Annotated in this window: 15 protein-coding genes and 1 pseudogene; 12 read left to right on the forward strand and 4 right to left on the reverse strand. The window is 43.9% G+C overall.

The window, feature by feature from the left end:
• Positions 1-1,583 (forward strand): annotated as a pseudogene (locus HRT75_RS00005) (glycosyl hydrolase); the annotation flags it as partial.
• A gap of 52 nt (positions 1,584-1,635) precedes the next feature.
• Here the strand turns inward: HRT75_RS00005 and HRT75_RS00010 are convergent.
• Entirely contained in the window at positions 1,636-2,580 is a 945-nt protein-coding gene (locus HRT75_RS00010) for a hypothetical protein (RefSeq protein ID WP_291181799.1), read from the reverse strand.
• Positions 2,581-2,909: 329 nt separating this feature from the next.
• On the opposite strand from HRT75_RS00010, the gene HRT75_RS00015 reads away from it, so the two are divergent.
• Positions 2,910-4,787, forward strand: coding sequence for a tetratricopeptide repeat protein (locus tag HRT75_RS00015; RefSeq protein WP_291181801.1), 1,878 nt, complete (start codon positions 2,910-2,912; stop codon positions 4,785-4,787).
• Positions 4,788-4,866: 79 nt separating this feature from the next.
• On the opposite strand, the gene HRT75_RS00020 is transcribed toward HRT75_RS00015, so the two are convergent.
• A complete protein-coding gene (locus HRT75_RS00020; RefSeq protein WP_291181803.1) occupies positions 4,867-6,378 on the reverse strand; it encodes an NADP-dependent isocitrate dehydrogenase in 1,512 nt (503 codons plus the stop codon).
• A gap of 160 nt (positions 6,379-6,538) precedes the next feature.
• Between HRT75_RS00020 and HRT75_RS00025 the strand changes: the two genes are divergently transcribed.
• The 5 genes from HRT75_RS00025 to HRT75_RS00045 all read left to right on the forward strand — a co-directional run bounded on the left by HRT75_RS00025 (position 6,539) and on the right by HRT75_RS00045 (position 10,606).
• Positions 6,539-7,012: a Dps family protein gene (locus tag HRT75_RS00025; protein WP_291181805.1), complete on the forward strand. Its 474-nt coding sequence runs from the start codon at positions 6,539-6,541 to the stop codon at positions 7,010-7,012.
• A 3-nt stretch (positions 7,013-7,015) separates the two neighbouring features.
• Positions 7,016-7,483 (forward strand): DinB family protein, encoded by a 468-nt coding sequence (locus tag HRT75_RS00030; RefSeq protein ID WP_291181807.1) that lies wholly within the window; start codon positions 7,016-7,018, stop codon positions 7,481-7,483.
• Position 7,484: 1 nt separating this feature from the next.
• On the forward strand, positions 7,485-7,997 hold the full coding sequence (locus HRT75_RS00035) for a lipocalin family protein (protein WP_291181809.1): 513 nt from the start codon (positions 7,485-7,487) through the stop codon (positions 7,995-7,997).
• Positions 7,998-8,143: 146 nt separating this feature from the next.
• Positions 8,144-9,181 carry a hypothetical protein gene (locus tag HRT75_RS00040; protein ID WP_291181811.1) on the forward strand — a complete coding sequence of 346 codons (1,038 nt, stop codon included), beginning with the start codon at positions 8,144-8,146 and terminating at the stop codon, positions 9,179-9,181.
• Between the two features lie 6 nt (positions 9,182-9,187).
• Complete coding sequence (locus HRT75_RS00045; protein WP_291181814.1) at positions 9,188-10,606, forward strand: MBOAT family O-acyltransferase; 1,419 nt, start codon at positions 9,188-9,190, stop codon at positions 10,604-10,606.
• Here the strand turns inward: HRT75_RS00045 and HRT75_RS00050 are convergent.
• Positions 10,603-11,220: an L-threonylcarbamoyladenylate synthase gene (locus HRT75_RS00050; RefSeq protein WP_291181816.1), complete on the reverse strand. Its 618-nt coding sequence runs from the start codon at positions 11,218-11,220 to the stop codon at positions 10,603-10,605. The two genes, HRT75_RS00045 and HRT75_RS00050, sit on opposite strands and share 4 nt — an antisense overlap.
• Before the next feature lie 140 nt (positions 11,221-11,360).
• On the opposite strand from HRT75_RS00050, the gene HRT75_RS00055 reads away from it, so the two are divergent.
• Together HRT75_RS00055 and HRT75_RS00060 are read left to right on the forward strand one after the other, a co-directional pair.
• Positions 11,361-12,260, forward strand: a complete 900-nt coding sequence (locus tag HRT75_RS00055; RefSeq protein ID WP_291181817.1) for an alpha/beta hydrolase — start codon at positions 11,361-11,363, stop codon at positions 12,258-12,260.
• A gap of 123 nt (positions 12,261-12,383) precedes the next feature.
• Complete coding sequence (locus HRT75_RS00060; protein ID WP_291181819.1) at positions 12,384-13,289, forward strand: alpha/beta hydrolase; 906 nt, start codon at positions 12,384-12,386, stop codon at positions 13,287-13,289.
• 19 nt (positions 13,290-13,308) lie between these two features.
• On the opposite strand, the gene HRT75_RS00065 is transcribed toward HRT75_RS00060, so the two are convergent.
• Complete coding sequence (locus HRT75_RS00065) at positions 13,309-15,630, reverse strand: ATP-dependent helicase (RefSeq protein ID WP_291181821.1); 2,322 nt, start codon at positions 15,628-15,630, stop codon at positions 13,309-13,311.
• Between the two features lie 183 nt (positions 15,631-15,813).
• Here HRT75_RS00065 and HRT75_RS00070 point away from each other — a divergent pair, with 183 nt between their 5' ends.
• The 3 genes from HRT75_RS00070 to HRT75_RS00080 are packed head-to-tail and all read left to right on the forward strand — an operon-like array spanning position 15,814 to position 19,217.
• Positions 15,814-16,350, forward strand: a complete 537-nt coding sequence (locus tag HRT75_RS00070; RefSeq protein ID WP_291181823.1) for a DsrE family protein — start codon at positions 15,814-15,816, stop codon at positions 16,348-16,350.
• A 25-nt stretch (positions 16,351-16,375) separates the two neighbouring features.
• A complete protein-coding gene (locus HRT75_RS00075; protein WP_291181825.1) occupies positions 16,376-17,647 on the forward strand; it encodes an amidohydrolase in 1,272 nt (423 codons plus the stop codon).
• 4 nt (positions 17,648-17,651) lie between these two features.
• Positions 17,652-19,217 carry an FMN-binding glutamate synthase family protein gene (locus HRT75_RS00080; RefSeq protein WP_291181827.1) on the forward strand — a complete coding sequence of 522 codons (1,566 nt, stop codon included), beginning with the start codon at positions 17,652-17,654 and terminating at the stop codon, positions 19,215-19,217.
• Position 19,218 lies beyond the last annotated feature (1 nt).

Consider the following 19,218-nt stretch of genomic DNA (forward strand, 5'->3'; position numbering starts at 1 on the left):
ATGTGGTATTTAAGAGTACAGACCAAGGTATGAGCTGGACGGAGATCAGTCCAGATCTGACCAAAAATGAAAAAGACAAACACGGCCCTGGTGGTGGTCCCTACACCAATGAAGCAGCGGGTGGTGAAAATTACAACACCATCACTTCGCTTATGGAGACACAACACGAACAAGGCGTCTTGTATGCCGGAACCGATGATGGGCTGCTGCACGTTACCAGAAACGGCGGTCAAGACTGGAGCAATATTACGCCTCCGGGAATCAAGGATGGTATTATTAACAGTATAGATATTTCTGAGCACGACCCAGCCACGGCCTATGTGGTGGTGATGCGCTATAAATCTATGGATCTGAAATCGCATGTATTTAAAACGAATAATTATGGAGCAAGTTGGACCCGCATTGTCAATGGTTTAGACGACGCTAACGGTTTTGCTCGAGTGGTACGTGCCGATAAGAAACGTAAAGGACTCTTGTACGCAGGTACCGAGACTGGAATGTACATTTCCTTTGACGATGGAGGGAACTGGCAACGCTTTAACTTGAACTTGCCCGTCGTAGCAATCAATGACCTTTACATTCGTCAGAACGATCTGATTGCAGCGACCTCTGGACGCGCCTTTTGGATCTTAGATGACTTAAGTCCGCTACAACAACTGGATTTAAGCAACGAGAGTTTCCAGATCTTTAAACCTAAAGATACTTACCGACTGTTTGGTGGTGTTTCCAGAGCTCCGGGGCAAGGTAGAAACCCGAGAATGGGCGTTACTTTTGACTATTATATAGATCAAGTTGTAGACAGCTTAGACATTAAATTGGAGATCTTGCAAGACAACAAGGTGGTCCGTAGCTTCAGCAGCAGCAGCAGACCTAAAGGTTTTAAAAGCTGGCCTGGTGGCCCTCCTCCACCGCAGGTGCTTCCAAAGAAAGCAGGATACAATCGTTTTACTTGGGGCTTTGATAGAGATCCTATACCTGGAGTTGACAAAGTTTTTGTCTTTGGTGGTTTGAACGGCGGTAGCGTTGCCCCTGGTATTTATACGCTACGCATGAGCTATAATGGAAAGGTAAGCGAAACACAGGCTACCATTCTGCCAAACCCAGCTGTGAAAGCAACAGCATCTGATTGGGCGGCTCAACAGCAAATGCTCAATGAAATCGAAGCAGTGGTGACCGAGATGCATGAGTCCGTGACCAAAATGCGTTCCGCCAAATCTCAGATTGCGCGTTACGCAGATTATTTAGCTGACAATGAATCCGCAGCAAGCTTGATAGAAAAAGGAAAAGAGATCAGCAAGCGAATCACCCAATGGGAAGAAAATTTGATTCAAGCCAAACAAAAGACCTTCCAAGATGTGATCAATTTCAACAACAAGCTCAATGCACAGTTTAGAGTATTGGCGGGGTATATTGATCAAGACGATCCTACTTTAACTGCTGGCGCAAAGCAGCGCTTCAAGGACCTTATGGATGACTGGAAAATCTATCAAGACGAACGCGATACGATCATCAACAATGAAATGCAAGAGTACAATACACTTTATAAGTCTTTGGACTTGCCTGCCTTATTCTTGGACGATTAATTCACAAAACAAAGCATAAAAAAAGCAGCTCCAATTGAGCTGCTTTTTTTTATTAATCCCACTGTTTTAAAGTAGTACTGATTCCTTGGTATAAGGGGACAAAATTTGAACCTGAGTTAGGCAGTATTGAGGTATTTCCCGTTCCGAAGAGCCACTGGGCACCAGATTTGGATTTGGAGCCGTAGTTGTTTGGAGCGTACATACCCAAGTAACCTTCTCCGTCCGTCGGGGTATCAGCACCTTTGATCACAAAGTGATTGAATTCGTCATCGTGTTCTGGGAAAGCCATTCCAACATTCTCAAAAGGACCGCTAAAATTGCCTTCAGACAATTTTACCTGTACATTGTTGGAGTTGTTAACCCAACTGTAATATTTAAAGGCGAACAAATAGCTCCCGTCAGGCATGATTTGGTCATTTACGGCACTAATGGTCACATTACCCGCAGAAGAACTGATTGAGCTCGGGCTGATCAAATCACTGTCTAAAGCTCCACTTTTAGTGGTCATGGCGAGGTAATTCGCCAGATCGTTGTATTCGCTTTCTAAAATCGGTACCCATTCTCCCGGTTCGGCATCCAAGTAAGCATCACCAGAAGTGTGCAAGAAGGCCCAAATATCATCTACATTGTCAATCTCAATATCTATGCTCAACATCTCCGTTTCTGTCCCATTACTGGCTTCAATGGTCCCGGTAATGTTTGTGCGAGATTCATAATCATAGACCAGCCAATCGGCTACTGTAAGGCCCGCAGTAGTTATGGCAAAAGCTCCCGGGACAGATTCAAAGGTTAAAGTGTAATTGACCTCCCCACTTAGATCACTTGTTAAACTGGAAAGCAGCGTTCCACTGCCGGGATACTCGGCTATTGAGCGCGCAATATCATTCGTGGTTTCAAAAGGATCAGGGTCGTCGTTAGTGTCGTCGTTATTTTCAGAGCTACAAGCCATCAGCGTGAAGACCATCAGCAAGGAAAGAAAAAGTGAATTGCATTTCATGACTTAGAATTTTAGTTAATGTGTTGCCTATATTTTAAGGACAGCACAAACCTAGGGTCAAAAGCACGGAATTTCTAAAAAGCGGCATGGACAAAGCATGGACAGCCTATAAAAAACATGGACAGTTATAAGATGGTATTTGACTGCAGTATCCTGTTTTTAAACACATCTTATATATTGTATTTCAGCATTTTATAATCATATTAATGCCTTTTACATTGGTTGAAATCATGAATTCACACTGCCAATTTTCATGGACTAACAGCCTAAAGGCCATGGATTGCATCTTCATTCTAACTAACTTGGGCCTAACAACTAAGGCCATCATTATGAGCACAAAAAGACTAATTCTTGTCCTATTTATAGTATCCAGCTGTATGAGCTTTGGACAAAATCAAAGCCCCATCGACAGTTTACTTACTGCATACAATCAGCATAAAGAAGACACCTTAAAACTCAAAACGATCAATAATCTGATCAACTATTATATGTATAGGAATACTCCCGAAGTAAAACCCTATGCAGATGAAATGCTCGCTTTGGCTCTGAAGCTTAAAAACGTCAAAGGAGAATCTTTGGCTTTGTATCAATTAGGGGTTTACTATTACACCTCTTTTGAAGCCGATTCTGCCAGTAGCTACTACAATCAAAGTTTGGAGATAGCTTTGGCCGATGAAGACGTCCCGCGCATCTCCTCCAACTACAGGGGATTGACCATTCTAGAGTTTAGCCAGGGGAATATGGCCGCGGCAGATAGTATTAATGATCTGGATCTGGCCAACAGTCTGAAATATCAAGACAGTATGGGCATTGCCTTGGCTTATGACTTTAAAGGGACCATCAATCAGAACAAAGGGTATTATGACATTGCCTTAGCCAATGTGCAAAAAGGCCTGAAGTATTTTGAAGCCCTTGGAGATTCCATCCGTATTGCCGATACCTATACCCACTTGGCCACTTTAGAAAGTAACATTGGCAATACGCAAAAGGCCATAGATTACAATTTGATCGCCTTAAAGGTTTATCAAAAAAAGAACGATGTCTTCTACCAAGCCCAAGCCCTAAACGACATTGGGGTCATGTATAAAATCCTCAAGGAGTACGATAAAGCCTTGGACTATTTAAACCAAGCGGTTACTATAAGTGAACAGGCCAAAGCCAATGAGGTGATGATCTCTTCCTTTACCACTATTGGTGATGTTTACTTTGAACAAAACCAATTGCAGCGCAGCATCTCCTACTATGAAAAGTCCATAGCCTTGGGTGAAAGTCTAAATTCTAAAAGGAAGGTTGCTTTGGCGCAAAACAAAATGGCCGGGTCTTATTTAGCCCTGCGCCAACCGAATCAAGCCATGAGTTTGGCAGAGAGTTCCTTGGCCTATTCAGTACCCAACAACACCATCTCCTTCCAAAGAGTATCCCAACGGGTAAAGAGTCAGGCTTACGAGCAACTCGGTAATTACGTCAAGGCTTTAGAGCACCACAAGAACTTTAAGGTTTTAAGTGATTCTATCATCAATACAGAGACCTCAGACAATATTGAAAACCTGCGGGCGCAGTTTGATCTGGAGAAAAAAGAAGCGCGTTTGACCTTACAGGAACAAGAGATCATTGCTCTAGATGCTCAAGCGGAATCTGATAAGTTGGCCAAATTGCTCTACGGTTTAGGCCTAGCGGCTGCAGTGATCATTGGTCTTTTGGTGATCTTCGGACTCAGACAGCGCATGCGCAAAAATAAAATCGAACGCGAGAAACAGGAAGCCATACTGCGTCAAGAAATCGAATTTAAAAAGAAGGAACTGGCCAGTCAGACCTTGCATTTGGTGCAAAAGAGCACCTTTATTCAGGAACTCAAAGAAAACTTAGAGAAGATCAAAAGCTCTCCAGAACTCTTTAAAATTGAATTCCGAAGGCTGATCTTACTACTCAAAAAAGAACGCGCGGAAGACAAGGATTGGGAAGTCTTTAAATCATACTTCTCTGAAGTACACAACAATTTTGATGACAAGATCAAACAGATCAACGATTCCATCACGGAAAAAGAAATGCGCTTGGCTTCCTTTCTTCGGATGCGTCTAAGCACTAAGGAAATTGCTTCTATGCTGAATGTATTGCCAGACAGTGTGCTGAAATCCAAGTACCGACTCAAACAAAAATTGGCCTTGGACAAAGAGACTGACCTGGTAGATTTCTTAAACACCCTATAACGTGAAAACCCCCGCTCATAAAGGATTGAGCGGAGGTTTTGCATCAACTAACTAAACAATTAACTGTGGAAATGAAACACTACTCTCCCTGACCTAGTGAGAATCCGCGTGTACCATCGAATTCATATAGGTTCTCTGTTTTGATAACATCAAAACCTTGGGCGTGCAGTTTAGACAAGAGCGCTACCACTTGCTCATAGTCTACCGGTTGATACACTGGAGTTCCATCAGTTGTGGCATCCATGGCCACAAAACGGCATCTCCAGTGATCAGTTTTATAAGTCTCTTTCAACCCTTTAGGGTATACTTTTACCCCGCGGTTAGTGATCATTTTTAATTTGAGCTTGAAGGCATCAATGGCCGCCAAAGCATCGCCGATCTGGTTGGGGTCCTCTCCTTTCCAATCGATGAAAACATCAACACCAACCAATTCCTTTTTACGAGTCTTGCGCACATACTCAGGAATTTGAATGGTTCCAGCTCCTTCAGAAAGCTTGCTCACTTTTAAAGATTTTGGTGTTTCTCCCAATCTGGCGATCACAGCTTCAGCAAATTCACTGGTGTTAACCAAACGCGCTGAAGTTCCTTCGTTGTAAATATCTGCAGTGTGAATTCCGGCTTCAATAGTAGCCAAGAGTGCGTTCTTTATGTTATCGGCAACTTCGGTTTGACCCAGGTGCGCGAGCATAAGCACCGCACCGTTGATCAAGCCTGATGGGTTAGCAATTTTCTTCCCTGCGATATCTGGTGCAGAACCGTGAATGGCTTCAAACATGGCTACCGCGGTCCCAACGTTAGCAGATCCTGCCATTCCAACAGAACCAGCGATCTCCGCAGCGATATCAGAAATGATATCTCCGTAAAGGTTGGCTGTCACAATTACGTCATACTGCTCCGGACGTGCTGCCAAACGTGCAGATCCGATATCAATGATCTGCGAATTGCTTTCAATCTGAGGGTACTCCTCAGCGATCTCTTTAAATACCCGGTGGAACAAACCGTCTGTCAACTTCATGATATTGTCTTTGACCATACAGGTCACTTTTTTGCGACCGTATGCCTTAGCGTACTCAAAAGCGTATCGAATGATGCGCTCACAACCCGGACGGGTGATCAGTTTTAAACACTGTACCACATCATCGGTTTGTTGGTGCTCTATACCTGCGTAAAGGTCTTCTTCATTCTCACGAATGATCATCACATCCATCTCCGGATAAGGTGTATGTATATAGGGGTGTAAGGCAGTCACGGGACGCACATTGGCGAAAAGGCCCAAAGATTTTCTCAATGTCACATTGAGACTCTTGTAACCTTTACCCTGTGGCGTAGTGATGGGTGCCTTAAGGATGATCTTATTGTTTTTGATAGCTGCCCAAGCTTGAGGGGAAATTCCCGAAGTATTCCCAGACAGATATTGCTGCTCTCCGATCTCAATGAAATCCACATCGATCTGGGCTCCGGCGGCCTCCATGATCTTTAATGTCGCATCCATGATCTCTGGCCCAATGCCGTCTCCCTTAGCGACTGCAACCCGTGTACGAGTAGTTGTTTGAAGGGCAATACTGTTCTTATTTAGCAATTGATTTTGCATAGTTGTTCATTTGATTTATGCAAAGTTGAGAAATGATTTTCATTTATTTTTATTTATGTTTTTTGTGAGATGAATAAGTGATGTTTATGTTTATTGAACGACTTAAATTCCGCTTCGATCACAAAATTTAAAGTATCTTTAAGTCAATAATTACACTACTATGAAAACCACGCGCATAGGCTTAAACAGAGCTGCATCAGAAGAAACCGCTAATAAACTCAACGAACTTTTGGCCAACTATCAGGTCTTCTACATGAACTCCCGCGGGTTTCATTGGAACATTAAAGGCGATAAGTTTTTTGAGTTACACCTCAAATTTGAAGAACTCTACAACGATTCGTTGATCAAGATCGACGAGATCGCGGAACGCATCCTCACCTTAGGCTTTGCCCCTTTGCATACCTATACAGATTTTCTAAAGGTGGCAAAGATTCCGGAAGCTAAAAGTGTTTCAGACGGTGCTGAGGCGCTTAAAGCAGTGCTGGCAGGCTATGAGGTTTTACTTCCGTTAGAACGTGAACTACTAAGCATGTCAGGAGATTCAGAAGATGAAGGAACCAATGCTTTAATGAGCGATTATATCCGCGAACAGGAAAAACTGGTTTGGATGTATTCAGCCTACTTAAATCAATAAGTCGTGGGGAATCCTATTGCTAAAAATCTGGCCAACCAGATCCGTCAAGTACATACTGGTGGTAATTGGACTGCTGTAAATATCAAAGACACCCTTGCGGACGTTGATCTTGCCCTAGCACTTCAAGAAAAGGAAGGGTACAATACTATTGCCACTTTGGTGTTTCATATCAATTACTTCTACGAGGTGGTGATACCTGTAATGAAAGGAGGTCCACTCAACGGTAAGGATGCTTTGAGTTTTGATCATCCACCATTGAATACAGAAGTCGAATGGCAAGCTATGATCCAGAATTCTTTGCAGCAGGGAGAAACCTTGGCAGCGCTTATGGAAGAATTCCCTGATGAAAAACTGGGTGCCGATTTTGTCGATCCCAAATACGGAACGTATTACCGCAACTTTTCAGGATTAGTAGAGCATACCCATTATCATTTGGGGCAGATCGTCATGCTTAAAAAGATGCTTGCTTAGTATGCGTTTGATCAAATTTGTCACCGTAGCACTTTTAGCTATAGTATTGCTGAGTTGCGGGGAAGAAGGCCCTGTAAAACTGAGCCTACCCGCTAATGCGGATGCTCTTATCGCAGGAGATTCTGCCAAAACCTGGATGCTGGCCAGTCGCTATAACGGCGGACACCGAATGAATATGGGAGATTGTTTTCTACGTTATAGAATTACCTATAGACGCGATAGCCTGTTTAGTGACAACAACGGCAGCAGTAGCAGTTGTGGCCCCACCCTGAAAGGGCGTTGGAAAGCCTTTCAAAATGATAACGGCAGTTTTGTAAAATGGGAAAGCGTGCAATTACCCGAACTGATGGGAATTGAAGAAGACTATAAATACTTCAGGATTATCACCCTCAATCCCGATTCCTTGGTAATTTCTTACAAGCACAAGCAGTTTGGAAATAAGGAGCGAACCATCGTAGACTATATGGTTCCTGAGGGGACAGCGGTTAAGGATCGTGACTTTCACAACCGCTAATGCAAATTGCTGATTTTTAGTATATTTAAATCGCTAACTAACCAAAACTCACTCATATCTGGCTGTTGCCAGGTGTTCCCCCAAACTTTGTTATTTCAAAATGATCGCGCTTCGGTTGTTTGGCAATATAGACTAATCAAACAATTATGAATTTGAAGAAATCATTTCTTCTAGCTGTTTCTTTGGCCTTGATCTTTCTTGCCGCCTGGGAGATATACCTTAGAAGCACCATGAAAAGTGTCATGGTGATTGACGATAATCAGGACTTGTGGGCGGTGCAACGCCACAGAGTTCAAGACCTCACTCAAGACGATGTAATTCTCACAGGCTCTTCCAGAGTACTTTTTAATGTTCAACTAGACGTTTGGGAACAAAAAATAGGGCGCCGACCCTTGCAATTGGCCAATGTAGGCTCCTCCCCACTTCCCGTGTTCCACGATTTGGTAAACAATACAGATTTCAATGGTACCATACTGGTTGGAGTATCTCCGGGCTTGTTCTTCTCGACAACCTTCCCTAAAGCCATGCCTTGGGAATGGCCGCAATCACGGGTAGATCATTACCACAAGAGAACCTATGCGCAACGCAGTAATCACTGGTTATCCATGCCGCTTCAAAAGTCGTTCTATTTTATCTCTGCGGAAGAAGAAAGTGGTGATGACAGTGTCGATCTCAAGGCCATTGTAGATCGTCAAACTTGGGGGACTCGCGCCATAGACAGCTTCCCCACAACTGGAAATTTTGGAGACATAGAAGCCGATAGAAATTTGCGAATGACCCAGCTTTGCGCTACAGACACGGCTAACGCTAGAACCATTAAGAACTTTTGGGCAGCCATAATGAAAGGGGACGCTACTCGTCCGCCGGATATCAATGGAACCACAAACTTCTTTTTAAAAGATCTTGAGAAATTCACCGCTCGCGGTGGAAAGGTAATCTTATTGAGATCTCCTTCTACAGGTCCAGTTAGGTTGCAAGAAAACGAACGCCTACCCAGAACTATCGCCTGGGATTCTTTGGTCATCAAAACCAAAGCACCGGGGTATCACTTTGAGGATTATCCCGCGCTCAGTGGCTTTGACTGCCCAGAATGGTCGCATTTAAGTGGGCCAGACGCCGATATATTCACCGCAGCCTTAGTAGATCAAATGATCGCTGACGGCGTATTACAAACCAATAAATAAACAGCCATGTTATTCAACTCACTGACTTTCTTTGTGTTCCTGGCTGTGGTATTGGCCTTGTATTATTCGAACTTTTTAAACTGGACCAACAAAAAGCGCATGTTGCTTTTGGCCAGTTATGTCTTTTACGGATTCTGGAATCCTCCCTTGGTTATCCTTTTGTGGATCTCTACAGTTGTGGATTGGACCGCTGCCAAACAACTCTTTAAACCCAACATGGCAGCCGGCAAGCGCAAAGCCTGGCTGATGCTGAGCTTGTGCGTAAACCTGGGCTTTCTGGCATTCTTTAAATACGGAGATTTCCTTTTAGAGAACTTTGTGAGTTTGGTCAATGCCCTAGGAATGGAGTTTCAGGCGCAGCCCATGGACATCATTCTACCTATGGGAATATCTTTTTATACGTTTCAGACCATGTCGTATACCATAGACGTATATAAAAGGGATACAGAACCCGCCAGAACTTTTTTAGACTTTGCGCTCTACGTGACTTTCTTCCCGCAGCTGGTGGCAGGACCCATTGTACGAGCTAAAAACTTGATAACTCAATTCTATGAAGAAAAACGCGCCACCGCAGAGCAGTTCTATTGGGGCGGCTTTTTATTGACCTTGGGCTTGTTTCAAAAAGTGGTATTGGCAGACAGCTTGCTGTCTGGCACGGCAGATTATGTCTTTGAGCAAAAGGAACTTTTGACCACCATAGATGCTTGGGCAGGAACCTTAGCATTCTCCGGACAGATCTTCTTTGACTTTGCTGGTTATTCCACCTGTGCCATAGGTATCGCCTTGATGTTGGGAATCATTTTGCCCGATAACTTCCGATATCCCTACGCCTCAATTGGGTTTTCCGATCTGTGGAGACGCTGGCACATCTCACTCTCGAGTTGGCTTAGAGATTATTTATACATTCCTTTAGGCGGCAACAGACACGGAATCACACGCATGTACGTAGCCTTAATGCTCACCATGCTCTTAGGAGGCCTCTGGCACGGAGCCGCCTGGACCTTTGTGATTTGGGGAGCACTCCACGGGCTGTATTTGGTCATAGAACGCATCCTCAAAAAATTTATATCCATTAAGATCAACACTGCTACTGGCATTGCGCTGGCACTACTCACCTATTTCTGCGTAAATATTAGTTGGGTGTTCTTTAGGGCGAGGGAATTCAGTACTGCAAAACAGTTATTGGCCTCCATGTTCTTTATGGATGCCGAAGGAAAAGAGCTGCTGAATTACTTTGAGATCTTTAAAGTGGGAATGGTCATACTAGGCCTTTTTGTTTGTCATTGGATCATGAGAAACAGCAGCGTTAAGGAGATGGCAAGCAAGCAGAATCCTTACGTTTTAGGGATATTTTGGGCCGTAATGGTGTTTCTGATCTGTATCGCTCAAGGAACTGGCGAGCAGTTTATTTACTTCCAATTCTAAATCTCTAGACTTCCCTTACCTTCTCGAATGAGCTCGGGCTCTCCAGAGGTCAGATCTATAATGGTACTGGCCACGTTGCCTCCGTAGCCACCATCAATAACCAGATCTACTTGGTCCTGCCACTTTTCATAAATGAGTTCCGGATCTGTAGTGTATTCAATGATCTCGTCTTCATCGCGAATAGAAGTTGAAATTATGGGATTGCCCAATTGATCGATCAGCGCCTGCGCTATCGAGTTATCAGGCACCCGAATCCCCACCTCTTTCTTTTTCTTGAAGGCAGACGGTAAATTGTTACCCGCAGGCAAGATAAAAGTGTATGGACCAGGTAACGCGCGTTTGAGTAATTTAAACGTACTGGTATCGATCTGCTTGACAAAATCAGAAAGGTGCGATAGGTCCTTGCACACAAAAGAGAAATTGGCTTTTTCCAGTTTAACTCCTTTTATTCGAGCCACCTTTTCTAAGGCCGACTTATTATTTATATCACACCCCAAGGCGTAAACGGTATCCGACGGGTAGATCACCAAACCGCCCTGACGTATAATATCTACTGCTTGAGCGACATGCTTGGGGTTTGGATTTTCTGGATATATCTTTAAAAAAGTGGCCATTTTATTAGTCTTGAATTAAAGTTACAGCAAAAAAAATCAGCAGCCAACTAAAAAAAATCTTAATAAAAGTGTAATAAATTCTTAAATCGGGCGTCTTTTATTAAACAGTCAGAATTTAATTCGCCTCCTGTATAGAAAAAATGCGCTTGAAAAACTACATACCCTTTCTTTTAGCCCTATTGCTTTTATGGGCGTGTTCTTCTGATGAACAAACCAATGATACCAGCACAGATGACGAAGTAACCATTGAGCTTCCTCTAGAAGCTTCTGTGCAGCTGGAAGTGAGTTATGGTGCAGATCCCTTACAGCGATACGATCTGTATCTACCTGCCGGACGAACTGCGCTAACCACTAAAGTGATCGTTTTAGTGCACGGTGGCGGTTGGGTTTCTGGTGATAAGGAGGATATGACTCCCTTTATTGATCTCATTCAAACTGAACTTCCCCAATACGCCATTGTCAATTTAAATTATAAACTGGCGGATCTAGAGAATCCGGCCTTCCCGAATCAATTTTTAGATGTTAAGGCAGCTTTAGCACAGATCAAAGCACAAGCCAATGAGCTGCAAATAGTGCCTGAGTTTGCTTTGATAGGTACCAGCGCTGGTGCTCATCTATCCTTAATGATGGATTATGTCTATGATGATGAAGATTGGGTAAAGATGGTCTGCAGTATAGTTGGTCCAACAGATTTTACCGATCCGTTCTACAGCGAAAATCCAGAATACCAAATACTCTTTGATTTCTTAGTAGATGAATCTGCTTATGCTGCGGATACGGATTACGCAGTTGCCACGTCTCCAGTGTTTCAAGTGAACGCAAGCAGCGCACCAACCATTATGTTCTATGGAAATGAAGATCCACTGGTTCCTATAAGTAATGGAACCAATTTAGAAGCTGCATTAGCTGATGCCAGTATTTCTCACAGCTTCACTATTTACGATGGAGGACACGGAGATGACTGGAGTCCAGAGAATTATGAGAATCTACAGCAGCAATTGGTCGCATACATACTGGAACACCTTCCGGTAATTCCGTAATATTTTAACGCATTTTTGTTAAAATGTTAATATTTTATGCATTTTACCGATTTAATATGCATTTAAACGTCTTTATGTAGGAATAATACTATTTTAGATCTACCTAATCTAAAGAACCTACATATGTTCAATTACAAAACCCCGATCCTGTATGTTCTTACCGCAATTTTACTTTTAACTGGGTATGCACCCATCAACTCGAGCTTCAAAGGCTATGAGGAAATCAGTATCGCCGACATTGAAAATTCAGCAGCTTATGATGAACGATCAGTAATGTTTAGTGACATTAGTTATGGCGACAATGAACACCAACGTTACGACATTTACTTACCGATCAACAGAGATCAACGCAAGACAAAAGTCTTGATCTTGTTGCATGGGGGCAGCTGGATGCACGGTGACAAACTGAATCTAAACGATATGGTATCCTCTATGATGGAGCGCATGCCAAACGTAGCCATTGTAAACATGAACTACACCTTGGCTAGTGCAGACAACTTTGCATTCCCAACGCAATTCCATGATATTGGAAAAGTCATAGATCATGTGACAGCGCTTTCTGGGAGTTTTGACGTTATGCCCGAGTTTGGAATCATCGGACGCAGTTCTGGTGGACACCTCGGCCTAATGTATGACAGTGTCTTTGATACTGAGGACAGAGTGAAGTTCGTGACCAGTATCGCTGGTCCAACAGACTTTACGGACCCTTACCTCAACAGAGCTGATAATTTTGAGCTACTCTTTGAACTTTTGGTTGATCCAGAAGCTTATGGAACTAATCCCTTAGAAAGTCTAAGCCCAATTTACAACATCAACATCTTTACTTCTCCCCGACTGTTGATCTATGGGCAAGACGATAAGAAGGTGCCTTTAACTAATGGCGAGAACTACCTAGAAGCCCTACAACGCGCTGGTGTAGACAGTCATTTAAAAGAATTTGATGCTGGTCACTCCAATGCATGGAATGACGAGCAATGGGACGAGGCATTTCTACAGATAGAAAAGGGTGTAAGACTCTACCTAAACTAAAGAAATTACATCTGCGGAATTACGAGAGAAGCTTCAGCTTAGCAAAGCGCAGCAGGAGCTTTTTGAGTCCGCCGTGTTCAAAACGAATCTCAGCTTTGGTGTCGCCCCCTACTCCCTCGAGTTTAAGGACTTCGCCTTTACCAAATTTTATATGTTCCACTAAGGATCCAACTTGAACCTCGGAGTCGCTCAGATGAGCTCCGGGGTTTGAGGTGGCTCGACTCATGGGTTTTAACCTGCGCAATTTTTCAAGTTGTTGCTGCGACGGACCTTTGGGTGGAGACCCTGCGGTAGGTTTACGTAGACGGAGCTTACTTTTATCAACTTCCCCAAAAATATCGGCATCGATAAGCGGTTTAAAGCGATGTTCGGTGATCGGAGTCAAATACTCCAGGTATTGATCGTCTATCTCTTCTATAAAACGACTGGGTTCTGCATCGATCAGTTTGCCCCAGCGATAGCGCGATTGCGTATAGGTCAAATAAGCTTGCTTTTCAGCACGTGTCACGGCCACATAGAACAGCCTGCGCTCTTCTTCCAGTTCCGCACGGGTGTTCATGCTCATTCCCGAAGGAAACAACTCCTCCTCCATTCCAACGATATATACATATGGAAATTCAAGACCTTTGGCTAAATGCACCGTCATTAGAGAAACACGGTCTTCATTGGTGTTGTCCTGATCCAAATCCGTGGCTAAGGCAACATCTTCCATAAATTCACTCAAAGCGCCCGTAGCGTCTGCCAACTCCTTTTGCTCTTCCACAAAATCACGAATACCGTTGAGCAATTCCTCTACGTTCTCAATCCGAGCAATTCCTTCAGGAGTTCCGTCCTTTTTGAGCTCTTGTACCAAACCGGTCTTTTTGGTGACGTGCTCAGTGATCTGGAATGCGTCATAGGACTCATTCAAAACTTGAAAGCTTCTGATCATCGCGCAGAAATCCAAAAGTTTCTGCTGGGTACCGCGATTGATCTTTAACTCCAGCTTTTCAATATTTTCCATCACTTCAAAAACGGAACGGTTGTAGTGATTGGCCGCAACGATCAATCGGTCAATGGTAGTTTGTCCAATACCCCTGGCTGGATAATTGATCACCCGCTTGAGTGATTCCTCATCCTTCGGGTTGAGAATCAAACGCAAATACGCCAAGACATCTTTGATCTCTTTGCGCTGGTAAAAACTCAAGCCGCCGTAAATACGATACGGAATATCTTTTTTACGCAAGGCATCTTCCATTGCGCGAGACTGCGCATTGGTACGGTACAGAATGGCAAAATCTCTGTTGGCCAACTGATGCTGCATTTTTTGCTCAAAGATGGAACTGGCCACAAAGCGCCCTTCATCCCCATCGGTCATGGTGCGATTCACCATGATCTTTGGGCCGTCTTCATTGGCTGTCCAAACTGTTTTTTCAAGCTTGGTCTTATTCTTATCAATGATGCTGTTGGCCGCTTCTACGATATTTTTTGTGGATCGATAGTTTTGCTCCAAACGATACACTTTTACGTCATCATAATCCTTTTGGAAGTTGAGGATATTGTTGATGTTGGCCCCTCTAAATGCATAGATACTCTGAGCGTCATCTCCTACGACGCAGATGTTTTGAAAACGATCGGACAAGGCCCGAACGATCAAATACTGGCTGTGGTTGGTATCTTGGTACTCATCCACCAAAATGTATCGGAATCTATCCTGATACTTAGCCAAGACCTCCGGAAAGCGTGTCAAGAGCTCATTAGTCCTCAAGAGTAGATCGTCAAAGTCCATAGCGCCTGCCTTAAAGCATTTGTCCACATAGGCTTTGTAGATCTCGCCTAAACGCGGCATTTTGGCCATGGCATCTGCTTCCTGCAGTTCTGGATTCTGAAAATAGGCCTTTACGGTGATCAAGCTGTTCTTATAGCTGCTGATGCGGTTATAGACCTGCTTGTATTTATATATGTCTTTATCCAGCTGCATCTCTTTGATGATGCTTCGGATCACACTCTGGGAGTCTTGAGTATCGTAAATAGTGAAATTCGATGGATAACCGAGCTTGTCCGCCTCAAAACGCAAGATCTTTGCAAAGATGGAGTGAAAGGTTCCCATCCACAGATTCTTAGCCTCACTTGCACCGACAATCTTTGCAATACGCGATTTCATTTCACGAGCCGCCTTATTGGTAAAGGTCAAAGCTAAAATATTGAACGGATCTACACCTTGTTGCATTAGGTAAGCAATGCGAAAAGTCAGCACCCGAGTCTTTCCAGACCCAGCGCCTGCAATAACAATCATAGCTCCGTCCTTCTGCAGCACAGGCGCGCGCTGCGCATCGTTCAATTCGTTTAAAAAGTCTTGCAAAATACTTGCTTTGGAAGTCCTAATTTCAGGAATGTGAAAATAGGCATTTCGAGACAAATTCTAAATGAGAGAAGACAATATTTATAAACATATCCGCAGTAATTTATGAATGAATTAGCAGCTGCTCGATTCCTTTTTTGGAGTTCTGAGATATCCGTATATTTAAGCATCCTATCATACTAAATGAAATCTCTTTTAATCTTCTTTTTGTTCGGATTAACTCTGGCTGTAGCTCAGAATACGCGTATTGAAGGTGTTGTCATTTCAGAGTTTGGAAGTACCTATAATGTACCCAAGCTCGACATTCCTTTGGATACAACGCAGACCTTTAAAGTGCTTTTTGATTTAAGCGCAGCTCCAGAAGATCCCGGACAACTCAGCGGCTATATCAACACTGTAGCCCGTTTTATCAATATGCATGTCGGGGCAGGTAAACCGCAAAACCAGTTACAAGTAGCTGCAGTATTTCACGGAAATGCGAGTTATAGTCTTTTGCGAAATGACCTCTACAAAGAAAAATTTGGTGTAGACAATCCTAACTTAGAATTGATTCAGGCCTTACAGGCTGCCGATGTGGACATCATTCTCTGCGGACAGACCGCCGGACACCGAAACTTATCTGATGACCGTCGAATCCCGGGCGTTCAAATGGCACTCTCCACCATGACGGCCATGATTCAATTGCAACAACAGGGCTATACCATTATAAATTTCAATTAAAGTTCAACAATTAAAACACCATCATATGCGTAGCTTAATTCTATCCCTAGTGGCTCTCGCGAGCGTTTTACCAAGCTTTTCACAGGCTAGTTTGGATGCAGATATTGCAGCCATAGAAAGTAAAGTGATTGAATGGCGTAGATATTTCCATCAAAATCCGGAGCTCTCCAATAGAGAGTTTAACACGGCTAAGAAAATTGCAGAACACCTCACAAGTTTAGGCATGGAAGTTCAGACAAATATCGCAATTACTGGTGTGGTAGGAATTCTTAAGGGTAATCGACCAGGAAAAGTCTTGGCGCTGCGTGCCGATATTGATGCGCTTCCGGTTACAGAGCGCAATGACTTAGACTTTAAAAGTACGGTAACCACAACTTTTAGAGGGGTGGAAACCGGCGTGATGCATGCCTGCGGACACGATACGCATATTGCTATTTTAATGGGAGTTGCGGAGATCTTTGCCAAAAATAACGACTTCCCAGGAACCATTAAGTTCATCTTTCAGCCAGCGGAAGAAGGCGCACCTCCAGGAGAAGAAGGTGGAGCTGAACTCATGGTAAAAGAAGGAGTTTTAAAGAATCCTGATGTAGATGCGATCTTTGGATTGCACATATCCTCTCAGCAACCAGTAGGCTTAATTTCCTATAAGCCTGGAGGAATCATGGCGGCCTCGCAGAGTTTTGAGATCACCGTAAAAGGAAAACAAACGCACGGTTCACAACCTTGGGGTGGTGTGGACCCGATCATGGCAGCCGTGAAGATCATTGATGGACTGCAAACCATCATCTCTAGAGAATCTCCGCTGACCCAAGAAGCGGCAGTACTTTCAATCGGGAAGATCACAGGTGGTGTACGTAGTAATATTATTCCAGAAGAGGTGCAAATTGTCGGAACCTTGAGAACCTTGGATAAAAACATGCAAGCCTTCATCAACAAACGCATGAAAGAAATGGTCCCAGCCATTGCTACGGCTTATCGCGCGGAAGCCAGTATAGAGATCGCCACCGGCTATCCGATCACATATAACGATCCTGCCTTAACGGCGCAGATGCTACCATCGCTACAAGAGGCGGCAGGAGCGGCTAATGTCATTGAGACCAAAGCAGTAACTGGTGCTGAAGATTTCTCTTTCTTTGCTCAGGAAGTTCCTGGTCTGTACTTCTTTTTAGGCGGAAAAGCTCCTGGTGGGCAGCAAGCCTATCCGCATCACACTCCAGATTTTAAAATCGACGAGTCTGGAATGCTACTGGGCGTCAAAGCCTTTATTCAACTCAGTATGGACTATTTGAACAACTAATTTCATGGATGACTTTTTAGACTTTTTAGGCGGAATCCCTTGGTGGGCGTGGCTTTTGATCGTTTTAGGTTTGATTGCCTTACGCGATGTTTTGCAGCGCAAGCACACCATCAGTCACAACTTCCCGGTTATTGGACATATTCGATATATGCTGGAAAGCATTGGACCTGAATTGCGGCAGTATTTAGTCGCTAACAACAGGGAGGAGCTCCCGTTTAACCGAATTGAACGCGGTTGGATCTATGCCTCGGCTAAAAAGGAAAACAATTATGAAGGCTTCGGAACCGATAGAGATATCTACGCCTATCATCATTTGTTTATCAACAATGCGATGATCCCCTATAAAATCGGAAAAGATCATCCCAATAAAACTGACAAAAGCTTTTTGCCTTGCGCCAAGGTGATGGGAGCTTACAACAAACGTAAGCGCCCTTTCCGCCCAGGCTCAGTGATCAATATTAGTGCGATGAGCTTTGGTTCGCTCTCAGCGAAGGCCGTGGAATCGCTTAATATTGGAGCTCATAAAGCACACGCTTACCACAACACAGGAGAAGGCGGGCTGTCTCCGTATCACTGTAAAGGCGCCGACGTGGTCTTCCACTTCGGGACGGGTTACTTTGGCGTTCGCGATCCCGACGGAACGTTTTCAATGGAGAAAATGAAGCAGCTGGTTGCAGACAACCCACACGTTAGAGCCATTGAGGTCAAACTCTCTCAAGGAGCCAAGCCCGGAAAAGGAGGCGTGCTTCCTGGAAAAAAGATCACCAAAGAGATCGCGGATATCCGTGGGGTTGAAATTGGGAAAGACGTACTCTCTCCTCCTACCCACTCTGCTTTTTCAACAGTTCCTGAATTGTTGGATTTTATAGAGGATATTGCTCAAAACACCGGTCTCCCTGTAGGTATTAAAGCAGCTATTGGAAAATTGGATCAATGGAAGGAATTGGCCCGTGAGATGAAGGAACGTGGCACAGGCCCCGACTTTATCACCATTGATGGAGGTGAAGGTGGAACCGGAGCAGCACCTCCTAGTTTTGCAGACCACGTCTCTCTGCCTTGGATCTACGGTTTTGCAGACCTCTATAAACTCTTCCAAACTGCGGGTCTGACGGAGCGTATCGTATTTGTTGGCAGCGGAAAGCTCGGCTTTCCGGCTAAAGCCGCAATGGCCTTTTCTATGGGGGTTGATGTGATCAATGTAGCCCGCGAGGCCATGATGAGTATTGGTTGTATTCAGGCGCAGATCTGCCATACCAACCGCTGTCCGAGTGGGGTTGCTACGCAGTCCAAGTGGTTGCAACGCGGTATTGACGTTCCTTTAAAATCAGATCGACTGGATCAATACTTTAAAACCTTTAGAAAAGAACTTATTGAGATCACACATGCTTCAGGCTATGAGCATCCCTGCCAGTTTACTATGGAAGACGTGGAACTCAATATGGACGACAAGAATTTATCGCAAGACATGCGATCGACCTTTAAATACATAAAACAGCCCGTTCCTTTTGAAGGAATGCAGTCTTTAAAAGATTGCATACATTTGGGAGGAAGCTACCAAACATCAAATTAAT

Origin of the sequence: Gilvibacter sp. (assembly GCF_013214815.1) — a bacterium.
Lineage (GTDB): Bacteria > Bacteroidota > Bacteroidia > Flavobacteriales > Flavobacteriaceae > Gilvibacter.